12 protein-coding genes and 1 riboswitch are annotated in these 13,613 nt (G+C 39.7%); of the genes, 5 read left to right on the forward strand and 7 right to left on the reverse strand.

Annotated features, from left to right (window positions below):
* Positions 1–689 precede the first annotated feature (689 nt).
* The 3 genes from H5203_RS15875 to H5203_RS15885 form a co-directional block, all read right to left on the reverse strand.
* Entirely contained in the window at positions 690–1,169 is a 480-nt protein-coding gene (locus tag H5203_RS15875) for a zinc-ribbon domain containing protein (protein ID WP_182819958.1), read from the reverse strand.
* A 5-nt stretch (positions 1,170–1,174) separates the two neighbouring features.
* A complete protein-coding gene (locus H5203_RS15880) occupies positions 1,175–1,606 on the reverse strand; it encodes a biotin/lipoyl-containing protein (protein WP_182758643.1) in 432 nt (143 codons plus the stop codon).
* A 134-nt stretch (positions 1,607–1,740) separates the two neighbouring features.
* Complete coding sequence (locus H5203_RS15885; RefSeq protein ID WP_145242282.1) at positions 1,741–3,063, reverse strand: sodium-dependent transporter; 1,323 nt, start codon at positions 3,061–3,063, stop codon at positions 1,741–1,743.
* Between the two features lie 153 nt (positions 3,064–3,216).
* Here H5203_RS15885 and H5203_RS15890 point away from each other — a divergent pair, with 153 nt between their 5' ends.
* Positions 3,217–3,960, forward strand: a complete 744-nt coding sequence (locus H5203_RS15890) for a 4'-phosphopantetheinyl transferase superfamily protein (RefSeq protein WP_182740677.1) — start codon at positions 3,217–3,219, stop codon at positions 3,958–3,960.
* Here the strand turns inward: H5203_RS15890 and lysC are convergent.
* Together lysC and nhaD are read right to left on the reverse strand one after the other, a co-directional pair.
* A complete protein-coding gene (lysC, locus tag H5203_RS15895; RefSeq protein WP_149982695.1) occupies positions 3,937–5,340 on the reverse strand; it encodes a lysine-sensitive aspartokinase 3 in 1,404 nt (467 codons plus the stop codon). The genes H5203_RS15890 and lysC overlap by 24 nt on opposite strands.
* A gap of 77 nt (positions 5,341–5,417) precedes the next feature.
* Positions 5,418–5,589: riboswitch (Lysine riboswitch) on the reverse strand.
* 114 nt (positions 5,590–5,703) lie between these two features.
* Positions 5,704–6,951, reverse strand: coding sequence for a sodium:proton antiporter NhaD (gene nhaD / locus H5203_RS15900; RefSeq protein ID WP_145242276.1), 1,248 nt, complete (start codon positions 6,949–6,951; stop codon positions 5,704–5,706).
* 178 nt (positions 6,952–7,129) lie between these two features.
* Here nhaD and H5203_RS15905 point away from each other — a divergent pair, with 178 nt between their 5' ends.
* From H5203_RS15905 to H5203_RS15920, 4 genes are all read left to right on the forward strand, one after another.
* Positions 7,130–8,410, forward strand: a complete 1,281-nt coding sequence (locus H5203_RS15905) for a hypothetical protein (RefSeq protein WP_182734337.1) — start codon at positions 7,130–7,132, stop codon at positions 8,408–8,410.
* A 5-nt stretch (positions 8,411–8,415) separates the two neighbouring features.
* Complete coding sequence (locus tag H5203_RS15910; RefSeq protein ID WP_149982697.1) at positions 8,416–8,961, forward strand: condensin complex protein MksE; 546 nt, start codon at positions 8,416–8,418, stop codon at positions 8,959–8,961.
* Positions 8,961–11,738 carry an ATPase gene (locus tag H5203_RS15915; protein WP_182719133.1) on the forward strand — a complete coding sequence of 926 codons (2,778 nt, stop codon included), beginning with the start codon at positions 8,961–8,963 and terminating at the stop codon, positions 11,736–11,738. Before H5203_RS15910 ends, H5203_RS15915 begins: the two co-directional genes overlap by 1 nt.
* A gap of 169 nt (positions 11,739–11,907) precedes the next feature.
* Positions 11,908–12,453 (forward strand): DUF4136 domain-containing protein, encoded by a 546-nt coding sequence (locus tag H5203_RS15920; protein WP_145242267.1) that lies wholly within the window; start codon positions 11,908–11,910, stop codon positions 12,451–12,453.
* 55 nt (positions 12,454–12,508) lie between these two features.
* On the opposite strand, the gene H5203_RS15925 is transcribed toward H5203_RS15920, so the two are convergent.
* Complete coding sequence (locus tag H5203_RS15925; RefSeq protein WP_182785016.1) at positions 12,509–12,889, reverse strand: SMI1/KNR4 family protein; 381 nt, start codon at positions 12,887–12,889, stop codon at positions 12,509–12,511.
* A gap of 77 nt (positions 12,890–12,966) precedes the next feature.
* The gene (locus H5203_RS15930; protein ID WP_182819959.1) at positions 12,967–13,479 is read right to left on the reverse strand and encodes a peptide-methionine (S)-S-oxide reductase; all 513 of its coding nucleotides are present in this window, start codon (positions 13,477–13,479) and stop codon (positions 12,967–12,969) included.
* Between the last annotated feature and the right edge of the window lie 134 nt (positions 13,480–13,613).

Raw genomic sequence — 13,613 nt, forward strand, 5'->3', positions numbered from 1 at the left:
CATCATCACATTGAGATAATGCTTTTTCAACAGCTTGAACTTTAAATTCTTGAGTAAATCGACGTCTCATTTTATCTGCCTCTATTAAAAGTTAGAGGCGACAACTATCCTGACACAGGGGGAAACCTCTCCCCTTTGAAAGTTTGGCTGCAGATCAAGACGTCCTTGCCTAATTTTTCTGTATAAAGTAGCTATGTCTGGATCTGACGGTGTTAAATGCATTATTTTTTCCCTTAATCTTTTTACGCGCATCTTTGTGCCGAAGTTACGCGTATGTATTAATGAATCTATTTTTAACAAATAACGTAATGCATTGCCAACTTTAATATTTTTATTGACCCTAAAAGTATTCAGAAAAAGAAAATGCGCTCGTCGCTCATTTTCTTGAATCTGGGAGCACACCAACAAAACTGTATATTAATACAGTAATTTATATCATCACCAACATAAAAGTTAGTGGAATATCAGATTATGGGGTAGAGCCAATATCATTAGGTGAATCACTGTGTCTGATAGCTCAAAGGTGATCTATAGAATAATTACGTTAACTCACTTTGGGGCAGAAACGAGTTACGCCTGAAAGTCTGATTTTGGCACATCTGTGACAGCCAGACTTGATTGAGTCCTATTTATCGGTTCTGACAAATCAAGTTAAGACGTAATCACATAGGTCCCTTAAATACGTCTACTTACATTTTACGGATAGCATTTATTTTATTAATCTTTTTGATCACTCCTGACTCAAAAAGTTGCTGCGCGCTGGACTTGAGCAATTGAGTTTCCTCAAGCGTTATATGCTCTTTAATGATTAAGTTTGCATAGATAATTTGCAACTGGTTTATTGCACGGCTTTTCTTTCTGCATTCAAAGCACTTGATCGCATGTGCATCAATCCAAAACTTTAATTCTTCAAACCAATATTGCTGCTCTTTAGCAAAAAATATAAACGCTCTATGACAATCGACACATTGCTCTTCTATATCAACATAGAGTTGCCTTGGATATAAACTGTCACATTGTTTTTCGATAACTGCGGGGATTGCCGTCTCAGGAAAGTAGCGAACACTTTTATACCACCAAAAGGCATTATCGATTTCTTGCTTTGTATAACTATTACCAGAGAGGATTGGCTCGCTGCCATATCTTGGATGGTTTACATAATTGGTCATTTTAGCTATTTACCCAGCACAATGAGGGTTCCTAAAACACCTGCAGCCACACCGATAATAAAACCAATTACCCAGCAGATAGTATTTAGTTTACTAAATAATGCAGAAGCAATAGCGTCTTCTTCTGCTGAGCCGCTTACTGACAGTTTACTGTCATGGGTTTGGTCTACTGTTGGTCGTGCTGGCAGTTCGCTGTCTGCAAGCTGCTGCAAAGTCATTACAACCTGTTCAGGATTAACATGGTCGCCATTTGCAATCGTTATATTCTCAATAATGCCACTGCAGTCGGCCATTATTTCTAAAACAACCTTTTCAGTTTCAACATCAAATAACACATCACCGGCATAAACGAGTTGGCCTTCACTAACATAAAGTTTAGCGATATCTGCTGTGTGTATTGAGTCTGGAAGCGTAGGGACTTTAACATCTATGTTCATAATTCCTCCTTGGATATAATACCAATCGACTTAAATATTTAACCATTCTAGCGAGCTAAATGGTCAGTAACTTAAAACGATTGGTATAACACTATGTATTAACAATTAAAACTAAAAAACTGACAGCTAAATTATCAACCAAACGCGACATTAGCGAACACGGCGGTCATCAGTATCGGACACACATAACGTATGTACTGAGCAAACCAATAACGCATGCCACTTGCAGCCTCATTTAATTGATTACCACGGCGCCACAACCACCCTACAGTGATAAAGTAAAATAAGCCCATAAGCGGTAATTGATACTGAGTCAGTACCATGATCACTAAACCAAATAGCCAATCAAAATTGAAAATAATCAACGATGACGCGGCTAAAACCGTTAAGCTCACTAAAAACGTCGCTTTTTTACGCTCTACTTGATGGTTTTCAACTAAAAAAGCCACTGGAATTTCAGTTGATGAAATAGTCGATGTGAGTGATGCAATCGACATAAGTACAAAAAACAGTAAACCAACCAATAAGCCAATTTCGCCCATAGTATTAAATAACTGCGGTAGAATTGCGAAAATTAGTTGCCCTTCTCCCACTAATTTTCCATCACTAAATACTTGCACGCCATTGTGCTGCGCCACGTAAATTGCAGGAATAATTAATAAACCCGCTAAAAAGGCAACCCCTGTATCAAGTAACGCTACCGACGCGGTTAACCGCGGCAAATTAGCATCAGGCTGCAAGTACGAGCCATAAATCATCATACAACCGACACCCAGTGACAGTGAAAAGAACGCCTGCCCCATTGCCGCAATAATTAAACCTGGGTCGAGTATTTGGCTAAAGTCTGGCACTAAATACGCAGCAAAGCCTTCACTTGCGCCATCAAGCGTGGCTATATAAGCAATTAGCACAACGAGTAACACCAATAGCATCGGCATTAACCGTCGCGACCATGTTTCTATGCCAGATTTAACACCTTTGAGAATAATACTCGCAGTGAGGATCAGCATCAGTGGTGTAAATACAAAATTACGCGCCATCGAATCCGTGTGTAAAAACGCACTGACGGTGGTAAATCCAAAAAAGCTAGCAATGGGTTCAAGGGCATAAGCAAGCATCCAACCTGCAACAATTGAGTAAAAGCTCAGCATCACAATCGCACCGGCTAAACCTAAATAACCAGCAGCAGCGCCTACTTGCGGTGCTTGCTCTTGCCATGCTTGTCTAAGTGCTTTAACCGGATTAGCTTGCGCTTTATGACCTAAGTACAACTCAGTGTATAAAGCTGGCAAGGCTAAAAAAAAGATAACTATAAAATAGACTAGTAAAAACGCGCCGCCGCCATGATTTGCCGCTTGCGTGGGAAATCCCCAAATATTACCTAATCCAACTGCAGCGCCAGAAGCTGCTAAAACAAAGCCAAGGCGGCTTTGAAAACCATCACGCAATTGTGCCATACATCTACAAATCTGTTATTATTTTTCATTATTGTGAATTAAACCATATTTAACTCTCACAGAGTAATAAATTTGCCTTGGCTTAATTAACCAGCGCACAACCGCACAAAATATAAACATGTTTGTTCTTTTATCACTTTAATTGTGGATTTTATGCCTGCATTATTTTTTCAACAGCAACTCGTTATCACCAAACACAGCGTGCAGCCATTCAATGCGAATACTATTTTATTATTTGATGCCCAGCAGTTAAATGTTGATGAATTCGATTTAAACGCACTATTAAGCCCATTTGAACTGACGGTGATCACCCGTAGAAAAAGTTACAAAGCCAAGCAAGAATATTTAGCCACTCGGCTACTGCTTAAGTATTTGGTAAAACAAACGATGCCACAATTTCGTGATCTAGCAAATAACCATATTAGCTCTGAATTTGACCAGCAAAGCAGTAAATTACTGCTACATATAACTGACAGTGACACTGTATTGCGTAGTTGTTTATCCCACTCTAATGGTTTTGTCGGTGCTGCATTAAATGTAGAACGAATTGAATTTGGTTTTGATATTGAAAAAATAAACCTGAAGCGCCCATTTGCAAAGCTCGCTAAGCATTTTTATCATCTTGATGAGGTAAATTTAATAACGCAAGATCAGCAAAGCGCAGAACGATTTTTTAGAATATGGACCTTAAAAGAAGCACTTGCCAAAGCCACCAGCCAACCAATTGCAAAATTACTCAGCCCCAATGTATTTACTGAACTTGAGCGAGCAAATTTAACAGCGCTGAGTTGTCAATATCATGAGTTTGATATTAGTGTGGTAAGTGACAAGAGCACTGTCTGGCAGTGCTCTGTGGTAAATTCTACCGCCCAATTACGCGGCGTTTTGAACTTCTAATAAACGGCTGTGGATCGCTTGCACAACAAAGTCTGACTCGCTCTGCTCCACTAAAAAGCACAGGTTATGTTTACTTGCGCCATGACAAATTAAGCGAATATTAAAATCGCTTAATACATTCATTAAGTTAATTTCTTGCTGACGTAATTGAATTTGTGAACCAATTAATGCCACTAAGGTTAAATTGTTCTCAACCGACACGTGGCAAAACTCCGCTAACTTATCAAGGCATTCTTGATCAAGCTCAGGACGCGAGGCATTTGGCGCATTATCTAAAGTAATTGCAACACTTATCTCTGAGGTAGTTACCAAATCAACCGAGATATTAAACTCACTTAAAATTGTAAACACGTGGGCTAAAAAACCACTAGCCAAAAGCATTTCGGGGCTTTTTAAGGTTAACAATATTTGATTTTTACGCTGCGTGACAGCACGAATTCCGGGGATTTGTGATTTCTCACGTTCGATCCAGGTACCACCACGTTCAGGCTCACGGCTAGAACCAACAAACACACTAATATGGCTGCGGCTCGCAGGTAAGATAGTTGCCGGATGTAATACTTTCGCCCCAAAGGTAGCCATTTCGGCCGCTTCATCAAAACTTAAACGCGCAATCGGCGTAGCCTTAGCACATAAGCGCGGATCGGTGCTAAAAATGCCCACGACATCAGTCCAAATGTGCACGCTTTTAGCGTTTATAGCTTCGGCCAGTAATGCCGCACTGTAATCTGAACCACCACGACCAAGTGTGGTAGTTTGACCATGCGCGTCACTGCCTATAAAGCCTTGAGTTACAATAACCTGTTCAGCTAATAACGGAATTAAATGCTCTTTTGCGGCCATTGCTGTTGCAGCTACATCTGGGGTTGCTTTAGAAAACTGGCTGTCGGTTTTTAATACCTGTCGCACATCAAAACGCACCGCATTTAAGCCATTTAAACGCAGTACCTGAGTAAATAAATAGGATGATAAACGCTCACCAAAGCTCAATAACTCATCATGTTGTTGCTTTGATTTTAGTGGCTCACTGGCAAGTGACTTAAAAGCTTTAATGGTTTCATCAAAGCCATGAGCTAAATCAGCATCCAATGACAGCTCATTTAAAATAGCTTCTTGAATAGCAATAACGCCAGCAATGTTCTCATTGCGCTCATCTGCTGATAAATCTTTTTTACATAAGGTCACAAGGTGATTAGTCACTCCTGCGCTGGCACTTACGGCCACTACTCGTACGTTGTTATCGGCTACAATAATTTCACTGCAACGGCTCATCGCTTCAAAGTTAGCCACACTGGTGCCACCGAACTTTGCGACTACGTAGTCTGATTTTTGATTTTGTGCTGACTGTTGCAAGTTAGTTGCAGCTAATTGGGTATTCATGTCGTCTCCTTTTGTGGCATTCATACCACGATAAAACAAGAAGAACTTGGCAAGGGGGTGCTCGATAAGAAAAGTCCACTGCCAGAAGCTCTCCACCTAATTGGTGACAGTTTTGAGGATTCAGCCCCATAAACCGAAAAACCACTGTGACGTCCAGTTGCTTTCCTCGGCGAGTACTTCCCTCCTTAATGATTACAGGCATACGTCGCCTAACATTAAGTACCTAAGTACCGCACCTCTTCTGAATGTTAGATTAATTACGTAAATTATTAGTAATTAAATAACAAAACCCGCTATTAAGCGGGCTTTGAAAGTTATCGTTTAGACGTCTAGCTGTCAAGTTGTTTTAAATAATAAAAGCAATTAAATAAAGCTACCTGCTAAATACGATCCCATATAACCAATTGTATAAGCGATTAATAAATACACCGACATACGTAAATAACTCATAAAGGTAAGTGCTTTTACTTTACTCATAGCGATAATACCGGCAGCCGAGCCAATAATAAGCATGGACCCCCCCACCCCAGTTGCATACGTAAACGACAACCATTGTTGTGGACTCATCACTATTTCAGCTTTAAGTAACGCAGCCGTTAGTGGTACGTTGTCAACCGCAGCTGATAATATACCCATTAAATAATTAGCGTATTGTGCTGGCATTAACTCGTAAAGGTGAGTGAACTTACTGAGCATACCGACTTCTTTCAGGGCGCCTACAAGTAATAATACGCCAACGAAGAACAGCAAGGTGTCGTATTCTATTTCGCGAATATAATCGATGATTTTTTTATTCACATCTTTTTTGCGCATTAAAAATTGCGCTACTAAAAACATCAACGACAAACCAAATAAGAAAGTTAACAAAGGCGGCACATGATAAAGCACGCTTAACGTTAATGTCCCGACAATCGTTGATAAGAAAATCACTGCAATAGTGATATCTGTTTTCTCAATGCGACGGTCCTCTTGTTTGGTAAACTCAACTTGGCCGTTGAGCCCAAATGACAGCATAATGGCCAATAGCGCCACGCTAAATAACGCAGGCACAACCAACAATAGCAAGTGACCAATGGTAACTTTGTCATCAAGGAAAATCATCAAGGTAGTAACATCACCGGTAATTAACGACACTCCGCCCGAGTTCACACTAAAGATGATAAGCGTAGCGTATTTAATTAGCTTTTTCGGATCGAGTTTTAACGACATAACCACCGCAAGGGAAATTAATGTGGCTGTGATATTGTCTGAAATCGACGAAAATAAGAAGGAGAACCCGCCAATCAAAAACATCAGTTTGCGTTCGCTGATAGCACTGGGCATTATCTTATGCACAATATTTTGGATAAAACCTTTAGAGTTCAAATAGGCTACAAAGGTCATTGCAGCCATTAAAAACAACCAGAGTGTGGCAATCTCTAAAATATTGTGGTCAAGTTGATGTTGTACGTTTTCGGGGCTTTGCCCGTGAAGCGGCGAGATAAATAAGATAATCCAGCATAAAGTACCAAAGAAAAGCGTGGTTTTGGCCTTGTTTACATGGATAATATCCTCTATAACGATGAGCACGAATGCTAGCGTTATCAGGGTTAGGATAATTGCAGTTACCATGGTGTTTGAACAACCTTTATAAAAATGTAAAAATTGTATGTTATGAGCCGCAGGACGACACGGCGCGCAGTCTAGCACCAAAGAATGTGTAAAACTATTGTCAATTTGCTTTTCTACGACTAATCGCTGAGGCCTAACAAGCCGGCTTTACAAGATAAATTAGGATTTTTGGAGTTTTATGATCCCAGCTAAAAAGTTGCTAAATACCCTAACAGAGCACTGGGGAATGTTAGAGCTGCTATTTAAACGTTTTAAAATGGCTGATTTCAGCCTAAAAGACGTGCAAAATGCGATCAAACAAAAACAACCTACGTGGTCAAATGAGCGCATTTACAAAGAAACCAACCGCCTTTTAAACCAAGATATTATTATTCCCTTGGCTAAATCGTCACAACTTGAAATTAACCGTGCAATTGCAGATTTTGCCACTTTTTTATTGCAGGAAGAACATTTAGGCTTGGCGCAAGAAATTAGCGTGCTGGTTGAAGATTTAGCCCGTTTGGGTAACCGTTTAGACAATGCCGGTAGTATTGAAGACTACGACGAGATGCGCCGTTTTAGCCGCATTATGGATGATCGGGTGCGTAAAATAATGAAACTATTTGCCCACAACGAAAATGCCATTTTAAATATTGTAGAACAAGCAAAAGCTAATAATGCGGTGCAATCATTACAAAAGCGTTATCAAGCGGTGATTGAAGCGTTTGATGAATACATTGAACCAATGCTTGAAATGGTTGATATTCGTGGCGATTTTCATGCTTGTTTTAATACCATCGAAACACAAATCAGCACGCAAATCGAATATATTGAACGCAGCGGTAAAGCTTATCAAGATAAACGCATGCTTGAACGATTACGTACCCGAATTTTAGAAATGCATTTAGTTGGTCGCGAAAGCCTGCGTAAAAGTGCCGATATGCTAATGCCACTGCGTGAAGAGTTGCGCCGTAATAATATGATCACTCGTCAAGCAGCTAAAGTACTTGGTTTAGTACGTAAAAATGGCGTTGATAATATGCTCAGCGCCGTACAACCACATTTTGTCTCTGACACGCAGCGATTCTCATTGGGGCAACAGCGCCATATGGTCGCTTATATGGCTGCACTTGTTGAGTTTGAACACAGTGAATACGAACTTCCTGATCAACAAGATGTACCTGCTTTTGTTACGCCCAATATTCCAGATTACAATAATGTTAAAGCAAACTTTAAAAAACGCTTCAATGCTAAACGTAAAAAGCCACAACCATTATTGACCTTTTTAGAGCAAAGCTACCCCGACCTTGAAGCCGACGAAATGCTGTTTTTATATCAAAAGCTGGTAAGTGACACCGATATTGAAATCAATCAAAGTGATGAGAAAATGCGCGTGAAAATTGCCGGGCAACATTTTTCTCTTTTCCCTTTTAATTCTAAGCCTGTTGACCCTCAGCAAACACCAACAGTGGATGAGTAACCGTTATGACACAGATAAATTTAGATGAACTTAGTCATCTACAAGCAATTAATAAAAAATTAGTCACCGGCTATCACATTAGCGAACAAGACACCGTAATGTGGCAAGAGCTTGATCAACAAATTGATCATTACCGCGCATTATTCAGCGCCCTTGGCCACGATTTACAACATGACAGCCGTGGTTTTTATTACTTTGCCAGTGATGAAAGTACACCCAATATGGGGAAAATTTCCCGCGCGATTGCCTTAACCATTTATATCTTAATTGAGCACTATGCAAACTCAGGTAAAGACCCAATGCGTGCCTTATTTGATGAAGTGAATGATTTAGAACTGATGCAAACTTTAGTGCAAATGAACAAGCACTTATTTGATCAACTCGAAATTTTTTCAGGATCAGACCTACGTAAAGACGTGTACTTACGCATGATTCGACTTGGCCTTGCCCGTGAAGTAGAAGGCGGCTTTATGCTGCAAGCACCTATCTATCGTTATATTGATGCCTTAATGGAAGTAAACGAAGAAACCTATATTGGAGAGGACGAATAATGAAAAACCTATACGGCCTCAGTAAGCTGGCATTATTAAACACCGCCGGTTATGCCAAATGTGTGATCCCGCTTGATAAAAGCAGCTCAATTTGTGCACCAAATAACACCGGTAAAAGCTCGGTGATCAATGCTCTGCAATTTCCGCTTATTAATGATTTACGCCTAACAGAATGGGACGGTCATGATTTAGACGAAACCCGTAAATTTTATTTTTCGTCAGATCAATCCTATATTTTACTCGAAGCCGACCTACCCCATGGCCCGGTGGTGATTGGTGTAGCTGGGCTTGGTAAAATTGCCGGTTACGCACATCAGTTTTTTTGTTACCAAGGCAAGCTTGATCTTGAGCAGTATACTCAAGGTAAAACCATCATTAAGTTCACTAAACTGTTTAATCATTTAAAAGAGCAAGGCTTTAACCCTATTGAGCTTAAAGCGCAAGAGCTCAACGCACTATTAACGGGTGGTGCCACGCCATTTGATGGCGACATTAACTTAAAGATGATCCCGCTTAACAACGTGCAAGATTCGGCAATTTATAAAGAAATTTTCCGCCGTATTTTGAACCTGCATAAATTAGGCGCTGCCGACGTAAAGCGCTTTATGTTACGCGTATTTGAACGCCACATGTCAAACTCAAAGGTCGATTTTTATGAAGTATGGCGTCGCTCCTTTGATAAAGTAAACCGCGCAAAACGTGAGCTAAAAGCACTCGAGTCGATGCAAGAGCCTATCTGCGCCCTTGAATCAATGCTTGAAAACCAAACCGTACTCAAAGGTAAATTAGCCGCATACGCCCCCAAAATTGACCAAGCATTAATCGATTTTGATAGCTACCAAGAGGCGCAATTGAGCGAGCTTAATGTTGCCCTTGAAGACATTGAACACGAAAAGCACGAGTTTGAACAAAAACAACAACTTTATGTACAACAATCGCGCGATATTGAACGCAGGCAAACACAAATAGAGCAATGGTTTTTAGACTTTGGTGCTCTAAAATCTGAATTTGAATTGGTTAACATGGCAACCTTAAAAGTAAGCCTTGGTCAATTAAAGCAAGATTACGAGTCACTATCGCATTCTATCAACAGTGCACAAGGGCAAAGCCTGCATACTCTTGATTACCGTATTAGTGAAACACAAAAGCAGATCAAAAGCTTAAAGCTACAGCTTAAAAATCTTGAGTTTAATTTATTTACCCGTATGCGCGAGGATTTATCACTTAAAGAAGTTGAAGAGATCTCGCGTATTCTAAACCCTGACATTCTGTCATTTGCCACCACCAGTAATGGTGATATAGATATCACTGATGAAGATGCCTTTGGTGCATTTTTAGAGCAATTATCAGATAACGTGAAAGGCGGCGTGCTTACCCTGCCAGGCGCGACCATCAAGCTGAAAAAACTCTCACCGGTGCAGATGCAAAGCGGTGAAAATAAAGAGCAACTTACTGCGCAACTCAGCGCCCTAGAACAGTCACTCAATGAATTTAAGCAACAGCGTGATGTGGCCGCCAATGTGGCCGACAAACAAAAAGAAAAAGATGCCTTATACGATGAACTCATGGCAGCAGAAAGCGCACTTAAACGCTTTGAACAATTCCAGGTTATGCTGCAATCTATTGATGCACAAACACTCTTAAAAGAGCAATTATTGGCTGAACGCGAGCAAGTTGATAGCTACTTACAAGATATTCAAAATAACAGCGGTTCAATTAGTGATCGACGCTCGATTATTAAATCGAAAAAAGATTTAATTTCACGCCAAGCCGAGCGCCTACGCCAAGTGAAATCTGAACGAATTGACCACACGCTGGATTTATATAGCGGTAAAGTCACCCCGTATATGATTGATGTGCAAATTGACTTTGATAATCTCAGTGACTTAGTTCATCACTTTAATAAAGATTGCCAAGAGCTGCGTAATTTTGATATCAACGTTCGTAATACCTATTTGCATATTTACAATGCCGGTATTACCAAATTTGATAACGAAAATGACGAGTTTAGTAAATACCAGAAATTGATTGGCGCGTTCCATAATATTGATAACGAACGTGATGCGGTTGAACGCCAAGCCCGGGTTGCACTCACAGAAGTAGCCGCGACGATTAAGGGACTGCGTGAAGATTTAGACAGACTGCGCCGTGAAATGAACAGCTTCAATAAAGGCATTAGTCAGCATCGTATTTCAAACTTACAAGCATTTAAAATTAACGTGATACCACGCAAAATGTTGGTTGATAGTATTGATACCATAATCAGTACCTCAAATCAGTTTGAACAAGGTGATACGCTGGATTTACTCAGCCAAGAACCCTACAGTGAAAGTGCTGTCAACGAAGCAAAAGATCACTTAATTAAACTTGCCTCTGATAAAGCCGGTTTAACCCTTACTGACTTATTTGATATTCGCTTTGAAGTAGTAAACCGTGCAGGCGAAACCGAGCATTTTGAAAAAATTGATTCGGCTGGCTCAAACGGTACGCGTATCACCATAAAATTATTATGCGGTATGTTGTTTATCCGCTACTTATTAAGCGACCAAGAGCAAAACTTATACCGCATCCCGATTTATATTGATGAAGCGGCCGATATCGATCCGCAAAATCAAAAAGCAATTATAGAAACCGCACTCAGCTTTGGCTTTGTGCCAATATTTGCCTCGGTGAAACCACAAATTAGCTGTGATTATATTGTGCCAATTCGCTCCGTTAAAGACGGCGCCCAGAACTGGGTAGATGAAAAGGATTGGATAGAAGTAGAGCATGAATAAGACAATTACTACGTTTGTGTAAATTAATGCATCATTCAGTCAAGGACGACTAGACTGATCAACATCTACTTTGTACACAAATTACAGGTAAAAAATAACATTTCCTTGAATTAATTCTATGTTATGTTATCAAACGAATAGTAATTAAATTTGCCAAGGAGCAAACTCCATGAAAAATATACTAATTGCAGCTGCTGTATTACTACTAGCAGCGTGTGCAAAAACGCCTGATATTGACTACGACAAATCTGTGGACTTTGGTAACTACAAAACATTTGCTTGGTTTCCACAAGCGACCTTGGCTGACGCTGGTAACTATCAAATCAGTCCATTGATGGAAAAACGTGTGCGTGAAGCGGTAAATGCACAATTACAAGCAAACGGTATGACACCTGCGGATGAAGCATCAGCAGATGTATTAATTAACTATCATGCCTCTGTTGATACTAAAGTTGACGTTGATACATTTAATGTAGGTTACGGTGCACGTTGGAACTACTGGGGCATGGGTTATAACACGCAAACAACAACCCATGAATATGATGTGGGCACTTTAGTGATTGATGTTGTTGACCGTGCCTCTAACCAGCTTGTTTGGCGTGGTGCTCGTGAAGGTCGCCTTCAGAAGAAACAAACACCTGAAGAGCGTAACAAAGCAGTGCAAGAAGCCGTTGCAACAATTTTAAGTGGTTTTCCACCAGAAAAACTAAAATAACACTTTAAATTAGCATTCAAAAAAGCTCACTATTTAGTGAGCTTTTTTGTAAGTCTTATGCCTCTTTTAGCACATTCGCCACAAATTCTGTGAACGAATTGGCTATAGGACTAGTAAAGCTAGCATTGTATACATTGCTTGTATCGGGTCTAATATAAATAGTACCATCTATATCGTTTGAAAAGACCATAAGAAACCCATATCTAAAATGTTCAGTGTGCTTATTTTGTTCGTAAATATCTAAACGTTTTATCTCAGGGTTAATCCCATAAATAGGCTCATCAAATATTTCTGCATAATTTAAGTTTACCAGATAATCAAAAAAATCTTTTGGTAAATCAATATTTAATCTTGCTTCTAGCTCATAAACTTTTTTTCTTGCTTGGCCTTGGCCAACTACACTAGAATGATCTTTCAACATTTCTACTAGATTCATAAGTCCTTCTTATAATTAATTATACATAGCATTTTTTATGAAAGTTAAACTATGCAGGTTTATTAAATTAGTAAATGCTAATCCGCCTTATATTTATGCAGTAAATCTAGCGGTATATGGCAGTAATCATCTGGATGATTAGTTAGTCGGTCTTGGTGCTCAGCATCACTGGGGACATAATTTGTTAGCGGTTTAACCTGTACAGCTATTCTCTCGGCATCATCTCGTTGGCTGATATAATCGCTTGCTAACGTTAAGTGACTTTGCTCTTCACTATAAATAGCCGTGCGGTATTTTTCACCCACATCATCACCTTGCTTATTAATACTGTATGGGTCAATAATTTCAAAGAAATAATCAATTAGTTTATTAGGCGTGACAGCATCAGTATCAAAAATGACTTTGACACACTCTGCATAACCATCGTACTCACTTTGTGTATTATCACTTGTACCATTAGCCCGCCCTGCTTCTGTAATAACTACTCCGGGTAAGTGCTTCATAAACTCTTGCACGCCCCACAAACACCCTCCCGCAAAATAAATAGTTTGCTGGCGAGCATAAATGTTAGCTGGTTGTTTTTCATTCATAGAGGGACCTAATATATTTAACAAGCAAAGACAGTGTAATGCTTTCATTTTAAGAATGATTATCAAATGCAGTTTTTTCGAATTAATGTACAATAGCGCCAAAAATCGTGACTGTTTAATTTTGCTATTTTATC

Source organism: Pseudoalteromonas sp. SG41-1 (assembly GCF_014164575.1).
Lineage (GTDB): Bacteria > Pseudomonadota > Gammaproteobacteria > Enterobacterales > Alteromonadaceae > Pseudoalteromonas > Pseudoalteromonas rhizosphaerae.

Excerpts from the sequence above, each read along its gene's own strand:
- H5203_RS15875 (WP_182819958.1), bottom strand. The coding sequence starts at position 1,169 with ATGACCAATTATGTAAACCATCCAAGATATGGCAGCGAGCCAATCCTC.
- H5203_RS15880 (WP_182758643.1), bottom strand. The coding sequence starts at position 1,606 with ATGAACATAGATGTTAAAGTCCCTACGCTTCCAGACTCAATACACACA.
- H5203_RS15885 (WP_145242282.1), bottom strand. The coding sequence starts at position 3,063 with ATGGCACAATTGCGTGATGGTTTTCAAAGCCGCCTTGGCTTTGTTTTA.
- H5203_RS15890 (WP_182740677.1), top strand. The coding sequence starts at position 3,217 with ATGCCTGCATTATTTTTTCAACAGCAACTCGTTATCACCAAACACAGC.
- lysC (WP_149982695.1), bottom strand. The coding sequence starts at position 5,340 with ATGAATACCCAATTAGCTGCAACTAACTTGCAACAGTCAGCACAAAAT.
- nhaD (WP_145242276.1), bottom strand. The coding sequence starts at position 6,951 with ATGGTAACTGCAATTATCCTAACCCTGATAACGCTAGCATTCGTGCTC.
- H5203_RS15905 (WP_182734337.1), top strand. The coding sequence starts at position 7,130 with ATGATCCCAGCTAAAAAGTTGCTAAATACCCTAACAGAGCACTGGGGA.
- H5203_RS15910 (WP_149982697.1), top strand. The coding sequence starts at position 8,416 with ATGACACAGATAAATTTAGATGAACTTAGTCATCTACAAGCAATTAAT.
- H5203_RS15915 (WP_182719133.1), top strand. The coding sequence starts at position 8,961 with ATGAAAAACCTATACGGCCTCAGTAAGCTGGCATTATTAAACACCGCC.
- H5203_RS15920 (WP_145242267.1), top strand. The coding sequence starts at position 11,908 with ATGAAAAATATACTAATTGCAGCTGCTGTATTACTACTAGCAGCGTGT.
- H5203_RS15925 (WP_182785016.1), bottom strand. The coding sequence starts at position 12,889 with ATGAATCTAGTAGAAATGTTGAAAGATCATTCTAGTGTAGTTGGCCAA.
- H5203_RS15930 (WP_182819959.1), bottom strand. The coding sequence starts at position 13,479 with ATGAATGAAAAACAACCAGCTAACATTTATGCTCGCCAGCAAACTATT.